General features: G+C 58.0%; 23 protein-coding genes and 1 pseudogene. 17 read left to right on the forward strand and 7 right to left on the reverse strand.

The window, feature by feature from the left end; all coding sequences use genetic code 11:
• Positions 1-50 precede the first annotated feature (50 nt).
• Positions 51-653, reverse strand: coding sequence for a peroxiredoxin (locus ACYZUA_RS25855; protein WP_064679479.1), 603 nt, complete (start codon positions 651-653; stop codon positions 51-53).
• A gap of 302 nt (positions 654-955) precedes the next feature.
• On the opposite strand from ACYZUA_RS25855, the gene ACYZUA_RS25860 reads away from it, so the two are divergent.
• Both ACYZUA_RS25860 and bfr read left to right on the forward strand, forming a co-directional pair.
• Positions 956-1,174, forward strand: coding sequence for a bacterioferritin-associated ferredoxin (locus ACYZUA_RS25860; RefSeq protein ID WP_008155585.1), 219 nt, complete (start codon positions 956-958; stop codon positions 1,172-1,174).
• Positions 1,175-1,372: 198 nt separating this feature from the next.
• Complete coding sequence (gene bfr, locus ACYZUA_RS25865) at positions 1,373-1,846, forward strand: bacterioferritin (RefSeq protein WP_008155586.1); 474 nt, start codon at positions 1,373-1,375, stop codon at positions 1,844-1,846.
• 176 nt (positions 1,847-2,022) lie between these two features.
• On the opposite strand, the gene grxD is transcribed toward bfr, so the two are convergent.
• From grxD to ACYZUA_RS25880, 3 genes are all read right to left on the reverse strand, one after another.
• Positions 2,023-2,361 (reverse strand): Grx4 family monothiol glutaredoxin, encoded by a 339-nt coding sequence (gene grxD / locus ACYZUA_RS25870; RefSeq protein ID WP_461961135.1) that lies wholly within the window; start codon positions 2,359-2,361, stop codon positions 2,023-2,025.
• 97 nt (positions 2,362-2,458) lie between these two features.
• Positions 2,459-4,564: a molybdopterin oxidoreductase family protein gene (locus tag ACYZUA_RS25875; RefSeq protein WP_461961136.1), complete on the reverse strand. Its 2,106-nt coding sequence runs from the start codon at positions 4,562-4,564 to the stop codon at positions 2,459-2,461.
• 134 nt (positions 4,565-4,698) lie between these two features.
• The gene (locus tag ACYZUA_RS25880; protein ID WP_461961137.1) at positions 4,699-4,989 is read right to left on the reverse strand and encodes a hypothetical protein; all 291 of its coding nucleotides are present in this window, start codon (positions 4,987-4,989) and stop codon (positions 4,699-4,701) included.
• Positions 4,990-5,405: 416 nt separating this feature from the next.
• Here ACYZUA_RS25880 and argF point away from each other — a divergent pair, with 416 nt between their 5' ends.
• On the forward strand, positions 5,406-6,326 hold the full coding sequence (argF, locus tag ACYZUA_RS25885; protein WP_347804501.1) for an ornithine carbamoyltransferase: 921 nt from the start codon (positions 5,406-5,408) through the stop codon (positions 6,324-6,326).
• Positions 6,323-7,432 (forward strand): ABC transporter ATP-binding protein, encoded by a 1,110-nt coding sequence (locus tag ACYZUA_RS25890; RefSeq protein ID WP_461961138.1) that lies wholly within the window; start codon positions 6,323-6,325, stop codon positions 7,430-7,432. The genes argF and ACYZUA_RS25890 overlap by 4 nt, the downstream gene beginning before the upstream one ends.
• Before the next feature lie 111 nt (positions 7,433-7,543).
• Here the strand turns inward: ACYZUA_RS25890 and ACYZUA_RS25895 are convergent, their stop codons facing one another.
• Both ACYZUA_RS25895 and ybaK read right to left on the reverse strand, forming a co-directional pair.
• Positions 7,544-8,326, reverse strand: coding sequence for a PhzF family phenazine biosynthesis protein (locus ACYZUA_RS25895; RefSeq protein WP_461961139.1), 783 nt, complete (start codon positions 8,324-8,326; stop codon positions 7,544-7,546).
• A 106-nt stretch (positions 8,327-8,432) separates the two neighbouring features.
• A complete protein-coding gene (gene ybaK, locus ACYZUA_RS25900) occupies positions 8,433-8,903 on the reverse strand; it encodes a Cys-tRNA(Pro) deacylase (protein WP_461961140.1) in 471 nt (156 codons plus the stop codon).
• Positions 8,904-9,273: 370 nt separating this feature from the next.
• Between ybaK and ACYZUA_RS25905 the strand changes: the two genes are divergently transcribed.
• From ACYZUA_RS25905 to glpD, 4 genes are all read left to right on the forward strand, one after another.
• Positions 9,274-10,125, forward strand: coding sequence for an MIP/aquaporin family protein (locus tag ACYZUA_RS25905; RefSeq protein WP_461964121.1), 852 nt, complete (start codon positions 9,274-9,276; stop codon positions 10,123-10,125).
• 75 nt (positions 10,126-10,200) lie between these two features.
• Positions 10,201-11,706 carry a glycerol kinase GlpK gene (gene glpK, locus ACYZUA_RS25910; RefSeq protein ID WP_033057460.1) on the forward strand — a complete coding sequence of 502 codons (1,506 nt, stop codon included), beginning with the start codon at positions 10,201-10,203 and terminating at the stop codon, positions 11,704-11,706.
• Positions 11,707-11,801: 95 nt separating this feature from the next.
• The gene (locus tag ACYZUA_RS25915; RefSeq protein ID WP_007916700.1) at positions 11,802-12,557 is read left to right on the forward strand and encodes a DeoR/GlpR family transcriptional regulator; all 756 of its coding nucleotides are present in this window, start codon (positions 11,802-11,804) and stop codon (positions 12,555-12,557) included.
• 276 nt (positions 12,558-12,833) lie between these two features.
• Complete coding sequence (glpD, locus tag ACYZUA_RS25920) at positions 12,834-14,372, forward strand: glycerol-3-phosphate dehydrogenase (RefSeq protein WP_461961141.1); 1,539 nt, start codon at positions 12,834-12,836, stop codon at positions 14,370-14,372.
• A 62-nt stretch (positions 14,373-14,434) separates the two neighbouring features.
• On the opposite strand, the gene ACYZUA_RS25925 is transcribed toward glpD, so the two are convergent.
• A complete protein-coding gene (locus ACYZUA_RS25925; RefSeq protein ID WP_309675813.1) occupies positions 14,435-15,322 on the reverse strand; it encodes a LysR family transcriptional regulator in 888 nt (295 codons plus the stop codon).
• A gap of 105 nt (positions 15,323-15,427) precedes the next feature.
• Here ACYZUA_RS25925 and ACYZUA_RS25930 point away from each other — a divergent pair, with 105 nt between their 5' ends.
• From ACYZUA_RS25930 to ACYZUA_RS25970, 9 genes and pseudogenes are all read left to right on the forward strand, one after another.
• On the forward strand, positions 15,428-16,795 hold the full coding sequence (locus ACYZUA_RS25930) for an MFS transporter (RefSeq protein WP_461961142.1): 1,368 nt from the start codon (positions 15,428-15,430) through the stop codon (positions 16,793-16,795).
• The gene (locus ACYZUA_RS25935; RefSeq protein WP_461961143.1) at positions 16,776-17,186 is read left to right on the forward strand and encodes a DUF4440 domain-containing protein; all 411 of its coding nucleotides are present in this window, start codon (positions 16,776-16,778) and stop codon (positions 17,184-17,186) included. The genes ACYZUA_RS25930 and ACYZUA_RS25935 overlap by 20 nt, the downstream gene beginning before the upstream one ends.
• 322 nt (positions 17,187-17,508) lie before the next feature.
• On the forward strand, positions 17,509-18,423 hold the full coding sequence (locus tag ACYZUA_RS25940; protein ID WP_461961144.1) for a glutamate/aspartate ABC transporter substrate-binding protein: 915 nt from the start codon (positions 17,509-17,511) through the stop codon (positions 18,421-18,423).
• 191 nt (positions 18,424-18,614) lie between these two features.
• A complete protein-coding gene (locus tag ACYZUA_RS25945; RefSeq protein WP_461961145.1) occupies positions 18,615-19,361 on the forward strand; it encodes an amino acid ABC transporter permease in 747 nt (248 codons plus the stop codon).
• The gene (locus tag ACYZUA_RS25950; RefSeq protein WP_033053683.1) at positions 19,361-20,032 is read left to right on the forward strand and encodes an amino acid ABC transporter permease; all 672 of its coding nucleotides are present in this window, start codon (positions 19,361-19,363) and stop codon (positions 20,030-20,032) included. Before ACYZUA_RS25945 ends, ACYZUA_RS25950 begins: the two co-directional genes overlap by 1 nt.
• Positions 20,029-20,763: an amino acid ABC transporter ATP-binding protein gene (locus ACYZUA_RS25955; RefSeq protein WP_415773444.1), complete on the forward strand. Its 735-nt coding sequence runs from the start codon at positions 20,029-20,031 to the stop codon at positions 20,761-20,763. The genes ACYZUA_RS25950 and ACYZUA_RS25955 overlap by 4 nt, the downstream gene beginning before the upstream one ends.
• A gap of 166 nt (positions 20,764-20,929) precedes the next feature.
• Complete coding sequence (gene aauS, locus ACYZUA_RS25960) at positions 20,930-22,831, forward strand: two-component sensor histidine kinase AauS (RefSeq protein WP_461961146.1); 1,902 nt, start codon at positions 20,930-20,932, stop codon at positions 22,829-22,831.
• A 44-nt stretch (positions 22,832-22,875) separates the two neighbouring features.
• Positions 22,876-24,156: a two-component response regulator AauR gene (gene aauR / locus ACYZUA_RS25965; RefSeq protein WP_461964123.1), complete on the forward strand. Its 1,281-nt coding sequence runs from the start codon at positions 22,876-22,878 to the stop codon at positions 24,154-24,156.
• A pseudogene (locus ACYZUA_RS25970) lies at positions 24,156-24,257 on the forward strand (GlpM family protein); the annotation flags it as partial. The gene aauR and the pseudogene ACYZUA_RS25970, both read left to right, overlap by 1 nt.
• Between the last annotated feature and the right edge of the window lie 147 nt (positions 24,258-24,404).

The following is a 24,404-nucleotide window of genomic DNA, read 5'->3' on the forward strand; positions in this document are numbered from 1 at the left end:
CATAAAAAAACCGGCCTCAATGGCCGGTTTTTTTATGCCTCAAACGTGCCTTACAGCGCAGCAGCGTTTTCGGTCAGGTAAGCCGCGACGCCTTCGGTCGAAGCAGTCATGCCTTTGTCGCCTTTTTTCCAGTTGGCAGGGCAAACTTCGCCGTGCTCTTCGTGGAATTGCAGAGCGTCGACCAGACGGATCAGCTCTTCAATGTTACGGCCCAGCGGCAGGTCGTTGATGATCTGCGAACGGACAACGCCTTTGTCGTCGATCAGGAACGCGCCACGGAAAGCCACGCCGCCTTCGGATTCAACGTCGTAAGCCTTGGCGATTTCGTGCTTCAGGTCGGCAGCCATGGTGTAGCGAACTTCGCCGATACCACCATTGTTGACCGGGGTGTTGCGCCAGGCGTTGTGGGTGAAGTGCGAGTCGATCGAAACGGCGATCACTTCAACGTTGCGTGCCTTGAAGTCAGACATGCGGTTGTCCAGAGCGATCAGCTCGGACGGGCAAACGAAGGTGAAGTCCAGTGGGTAGAAGAACACCAGGCCGTATTTGCCTTTGATGGCCGACGACAGGGTGAAGCTGTCTACGATTTCGCCATTGCCGAGTACGGCCGGTACGGTGAAGTCTGGGGCTTGTTTGCCTACGAGTACGCTCATTGGATATCTCCTGGTGTAAAAACGTGAAGTTCCGGGTTTGCGCCAGCCTGCCACCTTCAGGCGACAGCCCTGTGACACGAACCCGCTTCATAAGGACCGGCCATCATACACTGCGTTTTTGCCCTGTCCTTAACGGTTTTTTTGTCAGGGGAAATGCAGTCGACAGCTTTTCCTCGTGATCGAAGCCGAGAAGAAACCGTTCGTCAGCCTCGATCAAAGCTTTCAGAAACCACTTTGACAATCATTCTCGTTAACATTAAGATCCATCGCAATTGAGTCACAACCAGCGACGGTTTTCACTTATGTATGTTTGCCTCTGCACTGGCGTCACCGACGGTCAAATCCGCGAAGCGATCTATGAAGGTTGCTGCAGCTATAAGGAAGTCCGTCAGGCCACCGGCGTAGCCAGCCAATGCGGCAAATGTGCCTGCCTTGCCAAGGAAGTGGTCCGCGAAACCCTGACCAAATTGCAATCGGCCCAGGCCGCGATTCCCTACCCTGTAGAATTTACTGCCGCGTAAATAACCTAATTCAAAGAACCGGACTTGATGTCCGGTTTTTTTATGTCTGAAAATCAATCGCTTACGCTCTAGACGCGGAACACAAACATTCTTATTCCGATTAATTTTCACTTAAGTTTCAATAACTTAGGTTTGACACTCTTAATTACGCGGCTCAAACTCTGCCTTATAGACAGCTACTTAGGGCAGGACCCCATCATGAAAGGCGACGTTACAGTCATCCAGCATCTCAACAAGATCCTTGCCAATGAACTGGTCGCGATCAATCAATACTTCCTGCATGCACGCATGTACGAAGATTGGGGCCTGAACAAGCTCGGCAAGCACGAATACCACGAATCCATCGACGAGATGAAGCACGCGGACAAGCTGATCAAGCGCATCCTGTTCCTTGAAGGCCTGCCGAACGTCCAGGACCTGGGCAAGCTGCAGATCGGCGAACACACTCAGGAAATGCTTGAGTGCGACCTGCGTATCGAACGCACCGGTCATGCGGATCTCAAAGTGGCTATCGCTCATTGCGAGACCGTTGGCGACTTTGGTAGCCGTGAACTGCTTGAAGATATTCTTGAATCCGAAGAAGAACATATCGACTGGCTGGAAACCCAACTGGGCCTGATCGATAAAGTCGGTCTTGAGAACTATCTGCAATCGCAGATGGGCGAAGAGTAAGTTAGCGCCCGCTAAACTCGAGACAATAAAAAGCCCCGCGCTCTTTTAAAGAGGCGGGGCTTTTTTATGCCGGCTCTTGTAGGAGCATGGCTTGCCAGCGATGAACGATGACGCGGTGTTCTTGATAAACCGCGGCGCCCGCATCGCGAGCAAGCTCGGCTCCTACAAAGAGCGGATCAGGCTTCGGTCTTGTTGGCAGCAGCTTCGACAGCAGCCTTGATGGTGGTTTGCAGCGAACCGTCTGCAGCCATCTCGGTCATGATGTCGCTACCGCCGACCAGCTCACCGCCAACCCACAGTTGCGGGAAGGTTGGCCAGTTGGCGTATTTTGGCAGGTTGGCGCGGATTTCCGGGTTCTGCAGGATGTCCACGTAAGCAAATTTTTCACCACACGCCATCACGGCCTGCGCGGCTTTCGCGGAGAAGCCACACTGCGGGGCATTCGGCGAGCCTTTCATGTAAAGCAGAATGGTGTTGTTAGCAATCTGCTCTTTAATCGTTTCGATGATATCCATGGAGCACCTCGGCTGAACTTTCCGACTCAGGGGTCGGCACGGTGGCGCATTGTAACGGAAACCCGAGCACCCTGCTCGGTCTCCCCGACAGACTTGATCAAGCCGCCGCCACGGTCACTGGCACACCGTTCAACGCCGCATTGCCCGACAACTCATCGAGCTGACACTCGTCGGTCAAGTCATTGGCGCTGGAGCCCGGCTGACCACTGGCGATAGTCATCTGCACACCCGGCCGCGCATGGCCCCAACCGTGCGGAAGGCTGACCACGCCTTTCATCATATCCAGACTGCCGAGCACTTCAACTTCGATTTCACCGACCCGCGAACTGACCCGCACGCGCTGCCCGTCGTTGAGCCCACGACTGGCCAGATCATCCGGGTGCATCAGCAATTGATGGCGCGGCTTGCCCTTCACCAGGCGGTGATAGTTGTGCATCCACGAGTTGTTGCTGCGCACATGACGGCGACCAATCATCAGCAACTCATCAAAGGCCGGCGCTTTCAATGCTGCAAAGCGCACGAGGTCCGCAAGGATCGCGGCAGGCGCTGCCTGGACTCGCTGATCAGCCGTTTTCAGACGTGGAGCCAGATTGGATTTCAATGCCCCAAGATCGACACCGTGAGGGTGATCAAACAACGTCGCCAGCGATAGCTTGTGCTCCGAAGCGTCGCCATACAGGCCCATTCGCAAACCATGATCGATCATCTGCGCTGGCGGGATCGTCGGTTTCAGTTCCTTGCCAGTCTTCGCAGCAAACGCCTTGGCCAGCCCTACGAAAATCTCCCAGTCATGCAACGCACCTTCGGGCTTGGCCAGGATCGCGCGGTTGAACCGACTGACGTTGCGTACCGCAAACATATTGAAAGTCGTGTCGTAATGATCGTTTTCCAGGGCCGAGGTGGACGGCAGAATCAGGTCGGCATAACGCGTGGTTTCATTGATGTACAGGTCGATGCTGACCATGAACTCCAAACCGTCCAGAGCCTGCTCCAATTGCCGGCCATTGGGCGTCGACAGCACCGGATTACCCGCCACGGTAATCAGCGCGCGGACCTGCCCTTCCCCTTCGGTGAGCATCTCTTCGGCCAGCGCCGACACCGGCAGTTCTCCACCGTATTCAGGACGCCCGGAGACCCGGCTCTGCCACAGATTGAAATGCCCGCCCGAGGTGGACGCCACCAGGTCCACCGCCGGTTCGGTGCACAACGCACCTCCCACGCGATCGAGATTACCGGTGACCAGGTTGATCAATTGCACAACCCAATGACACAAGGTGCCGAACGCCTGGGTCGAGACACCCATGCGGCCGTAACAGACCGCTGTCGGCGCCGCCGCAAAGTCCCGCGCCAGTTGGCGGATCTGTTCGGCGGGCACTGCGCACAGCGGGCTCATGGCCTCGGCGGTGAAATTCGCGACCGCTTCCCGCACCTCATCCAGACCGTCCACCGGCAAATGACTGTCGCGGGTCAGGCCTTCAGCGAACAAAGTGTTGAGCAGCCCGAACAACAACGCCGCATCGCCACCGGGGCGCACAAACAGATGCTGATCGGCAATCGCCGCCGTTTCGCTACGGCGCGGATCGACCACCACCACTTTGCCGCCGCGGGCCTGAATGGCCTTCAAGCGCTTCTCCACATCCGGCACGGTCATGATGCTGCCGTTGGAGGCCAGCGGATTGCCGCCGAGGATCAGCATGAAATCGGTGTGATCGATGTCCGGGATCGGCAACAACAAACCGTGGCCGTACATCAAATGGCTGGTCAGGTGATGGGGCAACTGGTCGACTGAGGTCGCGGAAAACCGGTTGCGGGTTTTCAACAGGCCAAGAAAGTAATTGCTGTGGGTCATCAGCCCATAGTTGTGCACGCTGGGATTGCCTTGATAGACCGCCACCGCGTTCTGTCCGTGACGCTCCTGAATCGCCGCCAGACGTTCGGCTACAAGGTTGAAGGCGTCTTCCCACTGGATGGGTTGCCATTCACTGCCGACACGTAACATCGGCTGACGCAAACGATCCGGATCATTCTGAATATCTTGCAGGGCGACGGCCTTGGGGCAGATGTGCCCGCGGCTGAATGTATCCTGAGCGTCACCCTTGATCGAAGTGATCTGCACCGCGCCTTCGACCTCGGTGGTTTCGATGGTCAGGCCGCAGATGGCTTCACACAGGTGGCACGCACGGTGATGGAGAGTCTTGGTCATGGCCAGTCTCTGTCTTGTTCTGGGCGGGCAATATCGGCCGCGGGAACAAAACTATGGCGCCTGATCCACTGCTGCGCCAGCGACGTTCGTCTTGTGAATCGGCGGCCATCAGGCCAGCCGATGACCGTTGGGGATCAGTTCGGCGGCAGTCTCGGCGGCGCCTGCAACTGGATCTCCTGAATGGTTTCGATCTGCTCTTGCGCGAGATGAACACCGGTGAGTTCGCCGATCAGCCGCCAGTGCTCGTCGAGCCCGGTGCTGATGGTTGCCATGCGGTCGATCATCCGCCGACCGGCGGCCCTGGTCACTTCGTCTTCACTGCGCATCAACTCGAAAGACATCGAGGTCATGGACGCGGTGAGGTGGGTCAGAGAGCGAGCCGTGAGGCCGAGTAACTCCATTAACTGTCGTTCTTTCGATTCCATTCCGAAGGCTTCCTGCGTCGTTCGTGCGTTAGTTATAACCCGCCGCTTTGCATTAGCAAATGTTTCAGATCAGACACATCTCTCAATCCTGAGTACAAATGTTTCGAATGACAGGTCAGAAACCGACCGTTGCTACGCCTTCCCCGCCCCGTTTGATTGCAATGCCCCGCGACCCCAGTGTACAAATGACGGGCTGCTGTCAGGAAACAGGCTTCAAAAGCGCTACTGCGGTCATCCCGTAGCCCCTCTGAAATCCCCTAAACACCGTAGCCTATTGGAAAAACGCGACATTTAATGTCAATATCGCGCCTCCCCCTATTTCGTCGCCCCGTGCGGCTTACGCCGCAGGTCTCGCCCGTTTTTCAGTTAAACAAGGCTTTGAGTATCTGCGGTCTGTTGCAAAAAGGTAGTCAATGATGAGCGCAAGGCACTTTCTCTCCCTGATGGATTGCACGCCCGAAGAGCTGGTCAGCGTGATCCGTCGAGGCGTTGAGCTCAAAGACCTGCGTAACCGCGGCGTACTGTTCGAGCCTCTGAAAAACCGCGTGCTCGGGATGATTTTCGAGAAATCGTCGACCCGCACCCGTATTTCGTTCGAAGCCGGCATGATCCAGCTCGGTGGCCAGGCGATTTTCCTGTCGCCACGCGACACCCAGCTGGGCCGTGGCGAGCCGATCGGCGACTGCGCGATCGTCATGTCGAGCATGCTCGACGCCGTGATGATCCGTACCTTCGCCCACAGCACCCTGACCGAATTCGCCGCCAACTCCCGCGTGCCCGTGATCAACGGCCTGTCCGATGACCTGCATCCGTGCCAGTTGCTGGCCGACATGCAGACGTTCCTCGAACACCGCGGCTCGATCCAGGGCAAAACCGTGGCCTGGATCGGCGACGGCAACAACATGTGCAACAGCTATATAGAAGCGGCGATCCAGTTCGACTTCCAGTTGCGCGTCGCTTGCCCGGAAGGTTTTGAGCCTAACCCTGAATTCGTGGCCAAAGCCGGCGATCGCGTCACCATCGTCCGCGATCCGAAGGATGCCGTACGCGGCGCCCACCTGGTCAGCACCGACGTCTGGACCTCCATGGGCCAGGAAGAGGAAACCGCCAAACGCCTGAAGCTGTTCGCGCCGTTCCAGGTCAACCGCGCCTTGCTCGACCTGGCCGCACCGGACGTGCTGTTCATGCACTGCCTGCCGGCCCACCGTGGCGAGGAAATCAGCGTCGACCTGCTCGATGACCAGCGCTCCGTCGCGTGGGATCAAGCCGAAAACCGTCTTCACGCACAAAAGGCCCTGCTCGAGTTTCTCGTCCCGCCTTCGTATCACCACGCATGAGCCATCCATTACTGCTGAACCTGCGTAACCTCGCCTGCGGCTATCAAGACCAGCGCGTCGTGCAGAACCTCAACCTGCATTTGAATGCCGGCGACATCGGTTGCCTGCTGGGCTCTTCGGGCTGCGGAAAAACCACCACACTGCGGGCTATTGCCGGTTTCGAACCGATACACGAAGGTGAAATCCAGTTGGCGGGCGAGACGATCTCCCGCGCCGGTTTCACCCTTGCCCCGGAGAAACGCCGGATCGGCATGGTGTTCCAGGATTACGCGCTGTTTCCGCATTTGAGCGTGGCCGAGAACATTGCCTTCGGGATCCGCAAGCATCCGCAAAAGGATCGCGTCACCGAAGAGTTGCTGGAACTGGTCAACCTGAAAAACCTCGGCAAGCGCTTTCCGCATGAGCTGTCCGGTGGTCAACAGCAGCGCGTCGCGCTGGCCCGTGCGTTGGCGCCGGAACCGCAATTGCTGCTGCTCGACGAGCCCTTTTCCAACCTTGATGGCGAGCTGCGACGCAAGCTCAGCCATGAGGTGCGCGATATCCTCAAGGCCCGAGGCACCAGCGCGATTCTGGTGACCCACGATCAGGAAGAAGCCTTCGCGGTGAGCGACCATGTGGGGGTTTTCAAGGAAGGTCGCCTGGAGCAGTGGGACACGCCCTACAACCTGTATCACGAACCGCTGACGCCGTTTGTCGCCAGTTTCATCGGCCAGGGTTATTTCATTCGCGGTCAGCTGAGCAGCCCCGAATCCGTGCAGACCGAACTGGGTGAGTTACGCGGTAATCGTGCCTACACCTGGCCGGTTGGCGGTGCGGTGGATGTGTTGCTGCGTCCGGACGATATCGTTTATGCACCGGACAGCACGTTGAAGGCGCGGATTGTCGGCAAGTCTTTCCAGGGTGCGTCCACCTTGTATCGCTTGCAGTTGCCGACCGGCGCGCAGCTGGAGTCTATTTTCCCGAGCCATGCTGATCATCAGGTGGGTTCGGAGGTTGGCATTCGTGTCGCGGCTGAACACTTGGTGCTGTTTCAGGCGTCGGGCAGTACGGCGGCGCAGATTCCGGTCATCGAGTCCGGCGTCCGCCGCTACAGCAGCGCCCACTGACACCCCGTTTCTGTAGGAGCAAAGCTTGCTCGCGATAGCATCGCCACGGTTTAGCTGATGCACCGCGTCATCGTTCATCGCGAGCGAGCTTTGCTCCTACAAAGATCAGCATCAACCGAGCATTAGCGTTCCGCTTGCAACGAGCGTCGCATTCCCGCCGATTTTCACCCGATCCCCTTCCAGCCGACAGAACAACTCCCCACCTCGAGCCGAACACTGATAAGCCGTCAGGCTCGACTTGCCCAAGCGTTTCGACCAGTACGGAATCAGGCTGCAATGGGTCGAACCCGTCACCGGGTCTTCGTTGATGCCGATCGCCGGTGCGAAGTAGCGGGACACAAAATCATGCTGACTGCCCCTGGCCGTGACAATTGCCCCCGGCCACGGCAGTTTCGCCAGCGCTGCCATGTCCGGCTGACATTCGAGCACCGCCTGCTCGGATTCCAGCACCACGAACAACTCGTTAGACCCCAGCACATCAACCGCTTCCACACCCAGCGCGCGCTCGACATCTAGGGTCACGCCCACTTCCGACGGAATGCGCGCCGGGAAATCCAGCCAAAAGTGCTCACCCTCACGGCCCACACTGAGCCGGCCGGACTTGCAAACGAAGTCCAGCCGCTCGACCGGCTCTTTGTAGATTTCAAACAGAACGTAAGCGCTGGCGAGGGTTGCATGACCGCACAACGGCACTTCGGTGGTCGGGGTAAACCAGCGGATGTGCCAGCCCAGCCCTTCGCGCACCACGAAAGCAGTTTCGGCGAGGTTGTGCTCGGCGGCGATTTTCTGCATCAACTCATCGTCAAGCCACGCATCCAGTCGATAAACCATCGCCGGGTTGCCACTGAACGGCCGATCACTGAACGCATCGACCTGATGAAATTCAAGCTGCATAACCTTCTCCCTTTGTCAGGCCACGGAGCATGAAGCTACCGAAAACCCGGCACCAGTGACAGAGCCGGTAAATTTCCACCATACAGCGCCGGGCTGATAGTCCGCGTCAGGCGCGGCCGATATCGGCGAACTTCGCCTGGGTATGTTCGGCCAGCACCGCGGGTGCCAATTCGACTTCCAGCCCACGTCGCCCCGCGCTGACAAAAATGCTGGCGAAGGGTTGCGCTGAATTATCTATAAAGGTGCGCAAGCGCTTTTTCTGCCCCAGCGGGCTGATCCCACCCAACAGGTAACCGGTGGATCGTTGCGCAGCAGCAGGATCGGCCATTTCGACTTTTTTCACGCCCGCTGCATGCGCCAGGCCTTTCAAGTCCAGACTTCCGACGACCGGCACCACGGCCACCAGCAATTCACCTTTCTCACTGGCCGCCAGCAGGGTCTTGAACACCTGCGTCGGGTCCAATCCCAACTTTTCAGCGGCCTCCAGCCCGTAGGACGCTGCCTTTGGATCATGTTCGTAACTGTGCACGCGATGTTCGGCACGAACTTTTTTCAACAAATCCAATGCGGGGGTCATGACAGCTCCAGACTGGGCGGCAGTAGAAAAATACTGCGCTGGATTCTAGGTCATTGATCAGTAAAAGGCTCTATTGCGGCACTATTTCAAAGGCTTGGCGGCGCCTTATGCCGTTCGTCCACCTTCGACCTGCCGCGTGAACGATGCGGTCATTCACGTGACTAATAGTTCAATTGTGACCGATGGTTCACTTTCGACCTTTGACAGCAGCGCTTCTTGTCTATATTTTTTCGAATCTGAATACTGTACGAATGTTCCTATCGCAGCACCCAGCAGTAGGCCGAGAACAGGATGGGGATCCTGTCTCGGTGAAAATCGCGCTTTTGACCATGATGCAAAGCGCCAGACAACAACAAAAATGAGGTTTTCAATGACAACTGCTTTACAACAACCGTCGCTCTCAAGCCAATGCATGGCCGAATTCCTGGGCACTGCGCTGCTGATCTTTTTTGGTACGGGCTGCGTTGCCGCGCTCAAGGTCGCGGGTGCCAGCTTCGGCCTTTGGGAAATCAGCATCATCTGGGGAGTCGGCGTGAGCATGGCGATCTACCTGACCGCCGGCGTTTCCGGGGCTCATCTCAATCCCGCCGTCAGCATTGCCCTGAGCATTTTCGCTGATTTCGAAAAGCGCAAATTGCCTTTTTATATTCTTGCCCAGATCGCTGGTGCCTTCTGTGGAGCGTTGTTGGTTTACACGCTTTACAGCAATTTGTTCTTCGATTACGAACAAACTCACCATATGGTTCGTGGCACTCAGGCCAGCCTCGAATTGGCGTCGGTGTTCTCCACCTTCCCCAACCCGGCCTTGACCACGGCACAAGCCTTCTTGGTTGAGGTGATCATCACTGCCATCCTGATGGGCGTGATCATGTCCCTGACCGACGACAACAATGGCTTGCCAAAGGGTCCGCTGGCTCCGCTGCTGATCGGCTTGCTGATTGCCGTGATTGGCAGTTCGATGGGTCCGCTGACCGGTTTTGCGATGAACCCGGCGCGCGACTTCGGTCCTAAACTAATGACTTTCTTCGCTGGCTGGGGTGAAATTTCCTTCACCGGCGGGCGCGATATCCCGTATTTCCTGATTCCGGTTTTTGCACCGATTGTCGGCGCCTGCCTCGGTGCTGCAGCGTATCGCGGGCTGATTGCCCGTCATCTGCCCAGCGCCCTACCTGCTACAAAGGACGCAGCACCGGCCATTGACGGCAAACCAAGAACTTCTTGATACCGTTGGCGTGTGATCCTGCCCATCAGATCACGCGCCGGACCTCTCCCCCTTTTTTCGTCCAAGGCAATCGACATGACCGACACTCAGAATAAGAACTACATCATTGCCCTCGATCAGGGTACGACCAGCTCCCGCGCGATCATTTTCGACCGCGACGCGAACGTGGTTTGCACCGCCCAGCGCGAATTCGCACAGCATTACCCGCAAGCCGGCTGGGTTGAACACGACCCGATGGAAATCTTCGCCACCCAAAGCGCCGTGATGGTCGAGGCCCTGGCTCAAGCCGGCCTGCATCACGATCAGGTCGCCGCCATCGGCATCACCAACCAGCGCGAAACCACCGTGGTCTGGGACAAGACTACCGGCCGCCCGATCTACAACGCGATCGTCTGGCAGTGTCGCCGTAGCACCGAGATCTGCCAGCAGCTCAAGCGCGACGGTCACGAGCAATACATCAGCGACACCACCGGCCTGGTGACCGACCCGTACTTCTCCGGCACCAAGCTCAAGTGGATCCTCGACAACGTAGAAGGCAGCCGCGAACGTGCGCGCAAAGGCGAATTGTTGTTCGGCACCATCGACAGCTGGCTGATCTGGAAATTTACCGGCGGCAAGGTGCACGTCACCGACTACACCAACGCCTCGCGCACCATGCTCTTCAACATCCACACCCTGGAGTGGGACGCGAAGATGCTGGAGGTGCTGGATATTCCGCGCGAGATGCTGCCGGAAGTTAAATCCTCGTCGGAAATCTACGGCCACACCAAAAGCGGCATCGCCATCGGCGGTATCGCTGGCGACCAGCAAGCAGCCCTGTTCGGCCAGATGTGCGTCGAGCCAGGCCAGGCGAAAAACACCTATGGCACCGGCTGCTTCCTGCTGATGAACACCGGCGACAAAGCCGTGAAGTCCAAGCACGGCATGCTCACCACCATCGCGTGCGGCCCGCGCGGCGAAGTGGCTTACGCGCTGGAAGGCGCCGTGTTCAACGGCGGTTCGACTGTTCAGTGGCTGCGTGACGAACTGAAGATCATCAACGACGCCCACGACACCGAATACTTCGCCAACAAGGTCAAGGACAGCAACGGCGTGTACCTGGTGCCTGCCTTCACCGGTCTGGGCGCGCCGTACTGGGACCCGTATGCCCGTGGTGCATTGTTCGGCCTGACTCGCGGCGTACGCGTGGATCACATTATTCGTGCAGCCCTGGAGTCGATTGCCTACCAGACCCGCGACGTTCTCGACGCCATGCAACAGGACTCCGGCGAACGCCTCAAGTCCCTGCGCGTAGACGGCGGCGCAGTCGCGAACAACTTCCTGATGCAATTCCAGGCCGACATCCTCGGCACTCAGGTCGAGCGTCCGCAAATGCGCGAAACCACCGCACTGGGCGCGGCGTACCTGGCCGGCCTGGCGTGTGGCTTCTGGGGCAGCCTGGACGAGTTGCGCGGCAAGGCTGTGATCGAGCGCGAATTCGAACCGACCCTGGACGAAACCGCGAAGGAAAAACTCTACGCTGGCTGGAAAAAAGCAGTAAGCCGCACCCGCGATTGGGAACCGCATGAAGGCGCTGAATAAGCCGAGCTGAGTACTCGTATCGGTATGTAACTGGTAGGGAGCAGATTCCTGCGTCATCATGGGCAAATTTTGCACGGCAGCCCAAAGGAAGCCCCATGAATCTGCCTCCCCGTCAGCAGCAAATCCTCGAACTGGTCCGCGAACGCGGCTATGTCAGCATCGAGGAAATGGCTACGCTGTTCGTCGTTACACCGCAAACCATCCGCCGCGATATCAATCAGCTCGCGGAAGCTAATTTGTTGCGTCGCTACCACGGCGGCGCAGCCTACGATTCCAGCGTGGAAAACACCGCCTACGCCATGCGTGCCGATCAGATGCGCGATGAAAAGCAACGTATCGGTGAAGCCATTGCGGCTCAAATCCCCGATCACGCCTCGCTGTTCATCAATATCGGCACCACCACCGAATCCATCGCCCGGGCGTTGCTCAATCACAATCACCTGAAGATCATCACCAACAACCTGCATGTGGCTTCGATGCTCAGCGCCAAGGACGACTTCGACGTTCTGCTGACCGGTGGCAATGTGCGGCGCGACGGTGGCGTGGTCGGTCAGGCCAGTGTCGACTTCATTAACCAGTTCAAAGTTGATTTCGCCCTGGTCGGCATCAGCGGTATCGATGAAGACGGCAGTCTGCTGGACTTCGACTATCAGGAAGTTCGGGTGTCCCAGGCGATCATCGCCAATGCCCGACAGGTCATCCTCGCAGCTGACTCCAGCAAATTCGGGCGCAACGCCATGATTCGTCTGGGGCCGATCAGCTTGATTGATTGCCTGGTGACCGATCAGCAACCTGTGCCGGCGTTGGCGCAGTTGTTGAGTCAGCACAAGATTCGGTTGGAGGTTGTTTAACACCGAAGGTGGTTAAACAACCTGTAGGAGCACGGCTTGCCGGCGATGGCGGCCTCGAGTACGCCATCGCGGGCAAGCCATGCTCCTACAGAAGCCGCAACAAATCTCCCCTTTTCATTCTTTCAATGTTCGAAAATTTTCCTTTCATGGCCCTTCGATCAGTATTTTCAATCGAAGTTAACTGGCTGTGGGCGACTTTATGGGCTACCATTTTCGCAAATGAACATTAATGTTCGAATTCCAATACCGAAAATCATAAAAGCCCGAGGCTAGCCAATGCCAACTTCTACCTTGCCTACGCCCCCTCTCGCTGAGATCTACGATATCGCCATCATCGGTGGCGGGATCAATGGCGTGGGGATCGCAGCGGATGCCGCCGGTCGCGGTCTTTCGGTGTTTCTTTGTGAAAAGGACGACTTGGCCAGCCACACCTCGTCGGCCAGCAGCAAGCTGATCCACGGCGGCCTGCGCTACCTTGAACATTACGAATTCCGTCTGGTGCGCGAAGCCTTGGCCGAACGCGAAGTGCTGCTGGCCAAGGCCCCGCACATCGTCAAGCAGATGCGCTTCGTGCTGCCGCACCGACCACACCTGCGTCCGGCCTGGATGATCCGCGCAGGCCTGTTCCTTTATGACCACCTCGGTAAACGGGAAAAACTCGAAGGCTCGAAAAGCTTGAAGTTCGGCCCGGACAGCCCGCTGAAAAGCGAAATCACCAAAGGCTTCGAATACTCCGACTGCTGGGTCGACGATGCTCGTCTGGTGGTGCTGAACGCCATGGCCGCCCGCGAAAAAGGCGCCCATGTTCACACCCAGACCCGGTGCGTCAGCGCCCGTCGCACCAAGGGAATGTGGCACCTGCATCTGGAACGCGCCGATGGCAGTCTGTTTTCGATCCGCGCCAAGGCACTGGTAAACGCTGCTGGCCCTTGGGTCGCCAAGTTCATTCGTGATGACCTGAAGATGGAATCGCCGTACGGCATCCGCCTGATTCAGGGCAGTCACCTGATCGTGCCGAAACTGTACGAAGGCGAACACGCGCACATTCTGCAAAACGAAGATCAGCGCATCGTTTTCACCATTCCGTACCTGAACCACTTCACCCTGATCGGCACCACCGACCGCGAGTACACCGGCGATCCGGCTGCCGTTGCGATCACTGAAGGCGAAACTGATTACCTGTTGAAAGTGGTCAACTCCCATTTCAAGAAACGCATCAGCCGCGACGACATCCTGCACAGCTATTCCGGCGTTCGCCCACTGTGTAACGACGAATCCGACAACCCGTCGGCCGTCACTCGCGACTACACCCTGGCGTTGTCGGGCACTGGCGAAGAAGCGCCGCTGTTGTCGGTGTTCGGCGGCAAGCTGACCACCTACCGTAAACTCGCCGAGTCGGCGCTGGCGCAACTGGCTCCGTACTTCAAGGACATCAAACCGAGCTGGACCGCCAAAGCCACCCTGCCGGGCGGCGAAGACATGACCACCCCACAAGCCTTGTGCGCCTTGATCCGTGACAAATTCGACTGGGTGCCGACCGAAATCGCCCGCCGCTGGGCCACCACCTACGGCAGCCGCACCTGGCGCATGCTGGAAGGCGTGCAGAATCTCGGCGATATGGGCGAACACATCGGCGGCGGTCTCTATACCCGCGAAGTCGATTACCTGTGCAGCGAAGAGTGGGCAACCACCGCGCACGACATTTTGTGGCGCCGCAGCAAGCTGGGGCTGTTCACCACCCCGGCGGAACAGGAAAAGCTCAAGGATTACCTGAACAAGGTCGAGCAGAACCGCAGCAAGATCGAAGCGGCCTGATCGGCAATCTGGTTAAAGCAAAGCCCCTGAATCTCGCGACTCAGGGGCTTTTTTGTAGGTGCTTACTGCGCCAGATGCAGCAACAGGAAATCAATGAACGCCCTCGATTTGTGGGGCAAATGCGGGCTGTTGGGAAACACCACGTTGACGGACTGCGAGGGCAGCGAATAGTCGGGCAACAACCGGATCAGCCGCTCGCTGGCGATGTCGTCCTTGACCACCCAGGCGGGCAGCACCGAGACGCCTAGCGACGACAATGTCATGGAGCGGATGGCCGTAGAAGAATTGGATTCAAACTGATTGATCCCGTTGATCTCGACAGCCCCCAATTGCGGATGGCGCAACGCCCACTGGGTCGGTGCCTGCAGGTTGCTGTTGGCGATCCACGGCACCGAATTCAGGTCCTGAGGATTCTGCACCGGGTGACGTGCAAGAAACGTCTCGGTAGCCACCAGGACAATTTCATAATCCGCCAGTTTACGGCTCTTGAAAGCCGAGTCCGCCAAGTTGCCTAAACGGATGACCAGGTCTAACTTTTCCGCCACCAGATCATTGAGTGACGAGTTGAAGTTATAACAGAGCTTTATTTCCGGATAGCGCTCTATAAATTGCGGTATCAACGGAAGAATATAGGCCTCGCCGTATTCACTGGTGGAACTGAAGCGTAACTTGCCGGACACCCGATTATGCCCTTTTAATACATTATCGAAGGCGTTATCGATGTCCGCGACAATACCTTTGAATTCTTCATAAAAGTCCTGACCGATTTCGGTGAGGGATATATTTCGGGTATTTCGAATCAACAACGTCGCTGACAGCACGTCCTCCAGCGCCTTGACGTGCAGGCTGGCCATGGCTTTGCTGATGCTCAGGTAATTGGCAGCCTTGGTGTAAGAACCAAAATCGACCACGGCCAGGAATGTCTGGACCCGATTAAGATGAGTGTGCATAGCAATATGACTCACTGTTAAATCCCGTCAAACATTGTTTCAAGGATAGTCGTATCGACAGTTCAAGTCCACCGACCCTATGCTTTGCGGTAAAGGGGAAACAACATGACCTATCGCTACAAAGTTGCACTAATATTCCTGATCGGCTTTTTTATAGACTGCATTAACATCTTTATGTCGGCGGTCGCATTACCGAGTATATCGACGGCGCTGCACGTTAGTACTTCAGACGTTGCCTGGGTGGCTAACGCTTATATTCTGGGGCTGACACTGATCATCCCGGTCAGCACCTGGCTGGCCGGTCGTTTTGGCAGCCGGGAAATCCTCACCGCCTCGATGATCGTATTCACCGCTTCCGTGTGGATGTGCGGGCTGGCCAACAGTTTCAACGAGCTGGTGATCTGGCGCTTCGTCCAGGGGATTGGCGGCGGCCTTTTGATTCCAGTCGGCCAGGCGCTGACGTTCAACCTGTTCAAGGGCGAGCAGCGGGCGAAAATATCCACATTAGTCATGGCCGTTGCCCTTATAGCGCCCGCCATTTCACCAACCATAGGCGGTGTCATCGTCGACAGCAGCTCCTGGCGCTGGGTGTTCTACAGCAACATCCCGTTCTCGCTGATCGCGGCATTGCTGTCCTGGTTCTGGATCAACGAAGCGCGGCCGACGAGTTTGCCCCGGCCCGACATCAAGGGCTTGCTGCTGGTCAGCGCGGCACTCGGCAGCCTGCTGATGGGCATGTCGTTGTATGGCGGCGACGCTCCGGCATGGGTGGCCGCCCTCTTCGTCATGTCCGGTGTCGCCTTCGTCGTGCTGTACGGGCTGCACTACCGCACCTGCAAAAAACCGATCATTGAACTGAGCCTGCTCAAAAGCAAAAAACTCAGCACCTCCATCTTTATCTATTACGCGATTCCCGGTGTGTTCACGGGGGTCAACTTGATGAGCATCTTCTTCCTGCAAAACACCCTGCACTTCAGCGCCCGACTGACAGGGATGTTCATGATCCTCTACGCCATCGGCGCGTTCATCGCGATGCTGATCTGTGGTCGGGTCTATAACCGGATGGGCGCGAAGCGGCTGTTTGCCCTCGGCATGCTCTTGCACAGCGCCGGCATCGCCACCCTGTTACTGGTGAACGATCCCTCAGACTTTCTGGTGATTGTCATCGCCTACAGCTTGATGGGGATCGGCGGCGGTATCGGTGCCAACACAGCACAAACCACGTCCCTGATGGACTTCGAGGGCAATGACACCCACAAGGCCAGTGTCATCTGGAACATCAACCGACAAATGTCATTCAGCATCGGCGCTGCCCTCTTCCTGATGGTTTTCAACCTGCTCTTGAAGCATTTCGATACCACCCAGGCCTACCACGTGACCTTTGCCATCGCCGCGCTGGTGGGCCTGTTCCCACTCTTTCAACTGAGTCAGTTGAACACTCAAAAGGACTGTCATGCACAACAAAATAGTTGAACAGGCGCACCACAGCATTCATCACGTGCACGCGTTGATCCACACCCTGTTCACCGATTCAAATGGTGAGGGGCAGGCCGCTTTCGAGCCGCTGATGTCGGCATTTGCCGAGCACTTCACCATGGTCACCACTTCGGCTGCCATCGTAAGCCGGGCGATGGTCGAACAGATGTTCAAGGGTGCGGTCGGCGCCAAGCCAGGCCTGGAGATCGTCATCAGCGACCTGCAGACGGTATGGCAGGAAGGCGACAGCGTGGCGATCCGCTACAAGGAAACCCATCGCCTCGGCCAGCGCGAAAGCTCACGGGTTTCGGTGGCGATCATTGGCATGCATCACCACAACGCCCAATGGACCTACCTGCATGAGACACCGCTAAGCCAGGAAAGCTGATTCTCGTATGAACGGCACGATCACTGGCTCTTATCTGGCCAAATAGGGCGTTAGCGGCCGCAAACACCATTCGGTTTTCCGAACGCGACCTGCCAGTCGATTCGGTTAACCGGATTCTCCAGCATCAAAAACCTCGCCATAAATATTTAATCCCCTTATAAATCAATAAGTTGATCTATTCAGCCTGGCCTGGCACGAGTCATGCTCTACACTCTTGGGCGAATGCCCGCTGAGCCAACCCTTCAGGAGCCGGCAAGCATTCGAAGTACAAAAAAGGGCCGATGAACTGGCTCCATATAAAAACAATGTCGAGGAAAATTTGATGCGCATCGTTCCCCATCTCCTGGGCGCAGCCATTGCTGCCGCTCTGATCAGCACTCCAGTTTTCGCCGCCGAACTCACCGGCACCCTGAAGAAGATCAAAGAGTCCGGCGTTATCACCCTCGGGCATCGTGACGCTTCCATTCCGTTTTCCTATATCGCGGACGCTTCCGGCAAACCGGTTGGCTACTCCCACGATATCCAGCTGAAAATCGTTGAAGCCATCAAGAAAGACCTGGACATGCCCAACCTCCAGGTCAAATACAACCTGGTGACCTCGCAAACCCGTATCCCGCTGGTGCAAAACGGCACCGTGGACGTCGAGTGCGGCTCCACCACCAACAACGTCGAACGTCAGCAGCAAGTTGACTTCTCCGTCGGCATCTTCGAAATCGGCACCAAGCTGCTGGCCAAGAAAGATTCGCCTTACAAAGACTTCGCCGACCTCAAAGGCAAGAACGTCGTGACCACCGCCGGCACCACGTCCGAGCGCATCCTCAAGTCGATGAACGCCGACAAGCAGATGGGCATGAACGTCATCTCCGCCAAAGACCACGGCGAATCCTTCAACATGCTGGAAAGCGGCCGCGCGGTGGCTTTCATGATGGACGACGCCTTGCTGGCCGGTGAAATGGCCAAGGCCAAGAAGCCAACCGATTGGTCCGTGACCGGTACTGCACAGTCCTACGAAATCTACGGCTGCATGGTCCGCAAGGGCGACGCACCGTTCAAGAAGGCCGTGGATGACGCGATCATCGCGACCTACAAGTCGGGCGAGATCAACAAGATCTACGAAAAATGGTTCATGGCGCCAATCCCGCCAAAAGGCCTGAACCTGATGTTCCCGATGAGCGACGAGCTCAAGGCCCTGATCGCCAATCCGACCGATAAAGCGGCTGACGACAAGAAGTCCTGATTTCTGACTAACCTTATCTCCTGAGAGGGCCGCTGCCCTTCCAGGAGATAGTCACTCCCTGCTGGCATTTCTGGAAACACTCGAACCGGTGGCTGTCGAGCCGTTCGCGTGTGCCTGATCTTCGGAACGGGCGGGAACGGAGCTTCCCCAGGCGGGCACTTGTACATCGAACGATCTGAGGGGAGACCCTAATGAATTACAACTGGGACTGGGGCGTGTTCTTCAAGTCCACCGGCGTGGGCAGCGAGACGTATCTCGACTGGTACGTCGCCGGTTTGGGCTGGACCATCGCCATCGCCGTCGTGGCCTGGATCATTGCCCTGCTGCTGGGCTCGATTCTGGGCGTCATGCGCACCGTACCGAACCGCATCGTATCGGGCATCGCGACCTGCTACGTGGAACTCTTCCGTAACGTGCCGCTGCTGGTTCAGCTGTTCATCTGGTACTTCCTGGTACCCGATCTGCTGCCGCAGAACCTGCAGGACTGGTACAAGCAGGACCTGAACCCGACCACCTCGGCTTACCTTAGCGTTGTCGTCTGCCTTGGCCTGTTTACCGCTGCTCGCGTTTGCGAACAAGTGCGCACCGGCATCCAGGCGCTGCCTCGCGGCCAGGAATCCGCCGCTCGCGCCATGGGCTTCAAGCTGCCGCAAATCTACTGGAACGTGCTGCTGCCCCAGGCTTACCGGATCATCATTCCGCCGCTCACCTCGGAATTCCTGAACGTGTTCAAGAACTCTTCGGTTGCGTCGCTGATCGGCCTGATGGAGTTGCTCGCGCAGACCAAACAGACCGCCGAGTTCTCCGCCAATTTGTTCGAAGCCTTCACCCTGGCAACACTGATCTACTTCACGCTGAACATGGGCCTGATGCTGCTGATGCGCGGTGTCGAGAAGAAAGTGGCCGTACCGGGCCTGATCTCCGTAGGGGGTAAATGATGGAATTCGACTTCTCGGGCATCATCCCGTCCCTGCCGGGATTGTGGAACGGCATGGTCATGACCCTGCAACTGATGGCGCTGGGCGTTGTCGGCGGGATCATCCTCGGCACGATCCTGGCGCTGATGCGCCTGTCCCACAGCAAATTGCTGTCGAACATTGCCGGCGCCTACGTTAACTACTTCCGCTCGATTCCGTTGCTGCTGGTCATCACTTGGTTCTACCTGGCGGTGCCGTTCGTACTGCGCTGGATCACCGGCGAAGACACCCCGATCGGCGCGTTTGCCTCGTGCATCGTGGCGTTCATGATGTTCGAAGCGGCGTACTTCTGCGAAATCGTCCGGGCCGGTGTGCAGTCGATCTCCAAGGGCCAGATGGGTGCAGCCCAAGCCTTGGGCATGACGTATGGCCAGATGATGCGGTTGATCATCCTGCCGCAAGCGTTCCGCAAGATGACCCCGCTGCTGCTGCAACAGAGCATCATCCTGTTTCAGGACACCTCGCTGGTCTACGCGGTTGGCCTGGTGGACTTCCTCAATGCCTCGCGTGCCAGTGGCGACATCATCGGTCGCTCCAACGAGTTCCTGATCTTTGCAGGTCTCACGTACTTCACAATCAGCTTTGCCGCCTCGCTGCTGGTCAAGCGTCTGCAAAAAAGGTTTGCCGTATGATCTCTATCAAGAATGTCAACAAGTGGTATGGCGACTTCCAGGTACTGACTGACTGCAGCACCGAGGTCAAAAAAGGCGAAGTGATTGTGGTGTGCGGGCCGTCCGGTTCCGGCAAATCCACCCTGATCAAATGCGTCAATGCCCTGGAACCGTTCCAGAAAGGCGACGTGGTGGTCGATGGCACGTCCATCGCCAACCCGAAGACCGACCTGCCAAAACTGCGTTCGCGCGTTGGCATGGTGTTCCAGCATTTCGAACTGTTCCCGCACCTGACCATCACCGAAAACCTGACCATCGCGCAGATCAAGGTGTTGGGCCGCAGCAAGGAAGAAGCCACCAAGAAAGGCCTGCAACTGCTTGAGCGCGTCGGGCTGTCTGCCCATGCGCATAAGCATCCGGGCCAACTCTCTGGTGGTCAGCAACAGCGTGTGGCAATTGCCCGTGCGCTGGCGATGGACCCGATCGTCATGCTGTTCGACGAACCGACCTCGGCGCTGGACCCTGAAATGGTCAACGAAGTACTCGACGTGATGGTGCAACTGGCTCACGAGGGCATGACCATGATGTGCGTGACCCACGAAATGGGCTTCGCCCGTAAAGTGGCGGACCGGGTGATCTTCATGGACCAGGGCAAGATCATCGAAGACTGCAAGAAAGAGGAGTTCTTCGGCGACATCAATGCCCGCGCCGAGCGCACGCAGCACTTCCTCGCCAAGATTCTGCAGCACTAAGTCCTGCCACCGCTTCCACCCCTGTGGGAGCGAGCCTGCTCGCGAAGACGGCTTAACAGTCAACATCGACATTGACTGACCCACCGCTTTCGCGAGCAGGCTCGCTCCCACAAGGGGCCGGCGGCGATTCACAAGTAAGTGTTGTGGTTGACCCAAGGCATCTGTGATGAAATGCGACCCCAATCTCTATCGCGCCGCGCCGCCATCACTCGCCGTGAAACCCCGTCTGATTCGCCATCTGTTCCTGCCGCCGCTGATCATCGCCCTGATGATCGGATTGGGTTACCTCGGCTTCTGGGTCAGTGAACATTACGGGATTCGCAGCCTCAGCGAGAACGGCCAGCGTCAGCTGGAACTGCACGCCCGCGCCGTCGAGAGCGAGATCAGCAAGTACACCTACCTGCCCAGCCTGCTGGAACTCGAATCCAGCGTTTCAAAGCTGTTGGCCGACCCGGCGCCAGAGCACCGGCAGACGGTCAATGAATACCTCGAAGGCCTGAACCGGCGCAGCCGCAGTCGGGCTATCTATGTGATGGACACCACCGGCCGTGTCATGGCCACCAGTAACTGGCGCGATGTCGACAGTTACCTGGGCGAAGACCTGTCCTTTCGCGCCTATTTCCAGAATGCCGTTCGCGGTCAGCCGGGGCGCTTCTATGGCATCGGCAGCACCAGCGGCGAACCCGGTTACTACCTGGCCCATGGCCTGGAAGAACACGGCAAGATTATCGGCGTCGCGGTGGTCAAGGTCCGCCTCGAAGCCATGGAAGAACGCTGGCAGCGCGCGCGGCTGGAAGCTTTCGTCAGCGATGAAAACGGCATCATCATTCTTTCCAGCGATCCGGCACGGCGCCTGAAATCGGTTGTTCCGCTGAGCGACGAAACAAAAGAAAAACTCGCTCGCAGCCTTCAGTACTACTGGTTCCCGCTGAACGAACTGCAACCGCTGGCCCGGGAAAAACTGGCCGAAGGCGAGGAAAAACTGACCTTCCCCGCCAACAGCGAAGTGGAATCCGATGAAGAGGACATCAGCTACCTCTCGCAAACCCGCCCGCTGAGCGACACGCCATGGAATTTCACCCTGCTGACACCGTTGCAGGATTTGCGCCGCGAAGCGATCAGTCAGGGGATTCTGGTGGCGGTGGCGTTTGCCCTGGTGGCGTTCCTGCTGATCGCCTGGAACGAGCGGCGCAAGGTCATTGCCACCCGCCTCGCCGCCCGGGAAGCCTTGCAGGAAGCCAACAATCAACTGGAGCGTCGGATTACCGAACGCACCACTGATCTGCGCGCCAGCAACGAACGGCTCAAGGGCCAGATCCGAGAACGGCGTCTGGCCGAAGAGACGCTACGCCGCGCCCAGGATGAACTGGTGCAGGCGGGTAAACTCGCGGCCATCGGCCAGATGTCCACCAGCATCGCCCACGAATTGAACCAGCCACTGGCGGCACTGCGAACCTTGTCCGGCAACACCGTGCGGTTTCTGGAACGCGGTCAACTGGACGTTGCCAGTACCAACCTCAAGACCATCAACGAACTGATCGACCGCATGGGCCGGATCACCGCCAGCCTGCGGTCGTTCGCTCGCCGTGGCGACGACAAAGGTCAGGCCAGCCTCGGCAAAGCAGTGGATGCAGCCTTGCAACTGCTCGGTGGTCGCGTGGAAAGCGCGCATCTGCAACTGCACCGAGACTTCGCCGATCTGCAGGTGCAGATTGACCAGACCCGTCTGGAGCAAATTCTGGTCAACCTGATCGGCAACGCCCTCGACGCCATGCAGGCACAGCCGCTGCCGGAATTGTGGCTCGAAGGCGAAGAGTTCGATGGCAAATATCGCCTTCGTGTACGCGACAACGGCCATGGCATTGACGCCGAAGCACGTAAACATCTATTCGAACCGTTCTTCACCACCAAACCCGGCGAACAGGGCCTCGGCCTGGGCCTGACCCTTTCCGCCAGCCTGGCCGCCGCCACTGGCGGGCACTTGGGTGTCGAGCACCCGGCCAGCGGTGGTACCACCTTCGTCCTCAGTTTACCGTTGGTAAGCCCCACTCACGCCGAGCCAATATGAACAACGACCTTAGTGTGCTGATCGTCGAAGACGACCCCCATGTGCTGCTCGGTTGCCAACAGGCGCTGACCCTGGAAGACATTCCCTGCGTGGGCGTCGGCAGCGCCGAAGAAGCCCTGGAGCGGGTCGGCGACAACTTCGCCGGGATCGTCATCAGCGACATCCGCCTGCCGGGCATCGATGGCCTGGAACTGCTGACCCGCCTCAAGGCTCGCGACCGTAGCCTGCCGGTGGTGCTGATCACCGGTCACGGCGACATTTCCATGGCTGTCGGCGCGATGCAGAAAGGCGCCTACGACTTCATGGAGAAACCTTTCTCCCCTGAACGTCTGGTCGACGTGGCGCGCCGTGCGCTGGAGCAACGCAGCCTCGCGCGGGAAGTCTCTTCGTTGCGTCGGCAACTGGCGGAGCGGGATTCCCTCGAAGGCCGGATCATCGGCCGCTCGCCCGCCATGCAGAACCTGCGGGAATTGATCGCCAACGTGGCCGATACGTCGGCCAACGTGCTGATCGAAGGCGAGACCGGCACCGGTAAAGAACTGGTTGCGCGTTGCCTGCACGACTTCAGTCGACGGCACACCAAGCAGTTCGTCGCGCTGAACTGCGGCGGTCTGCCGGAAAACCTGTTCGAAAGCGAAATCTTCGGCCATGAAGCCAACGCCTTCACCGGCGCCGGCAAACGGCGGATCGGCAAGATCGAACACGCCGATGGCGGCACGCTGTTCCTCGACGAAGTGGAAAGCATGCCGCTGCCGCTGCAAATCAAACTGCTGCGGGTATTGCAGGAACGCACCTTGGAACGGCTCGGCTCGAACCAGAGCGTGGCGGTGGATTGCCGGGTGATCGCGGCGACCAAGTCCGATCTGGATCAGTCGAGCAAGGCTGGCGAGTTTCGCAGCGACCTGTATTACCGCTTGAACGTGGTGACCCTCGAGTTACCGCCGTTGCGCGAACGCCGTGAAGACATCCTGCAATTGTTTGAGCATTTCCTGCAGCAGTCGTCCCTGCGCTTCGACCGCGCCGTGCCGGACCTGGACAACCAGACCCTGTCGAACCTGATGAGCCACGACTGGCCGGGCAACGTACGCGAACTGCGCAACGTCGCCGAGCGCTTTGCCCTCGGCCTGCCGGCCTTCAAAAAGTCCGGCACCAGCGGCAGCAATCAAGGCCTGGCCTTCGCCGAAGCCGTAGAAGCGTTTGAACGCAACCTGCTGAGCGACGCTTTGCAGCGCAGTGGCGGCAACCTGACCCAGGCCAGCCTGGAACTGGGCATGGCCAAGACCACGCTGTTCGACAAAGTGAAGAAGTACGGGCTGAGCCACTGATGGACCTGATCCTCAAAGCAACCCTGGGCGCGGCCGTGGTGTTGATCCTCGCCGCCCTGGCCAAGACCAAAAACTATTACATCGCCGGATGGGTGCCGCTCGAACTCTTTGAGAGGGTCTCCCGATGCTATTGAACGTAATGAGTAAACGGGATATGACTAGCGCGTCAGCTCATTGGTCCTGATTCTTCGTACGGGGATCAAGTATCGCCGCAGGATTTCAACTCAGAGACGAGGTCTCATCAACAG

The organism is Pseudomonas sp. LS2P72 (assembly GCF_054897865.1).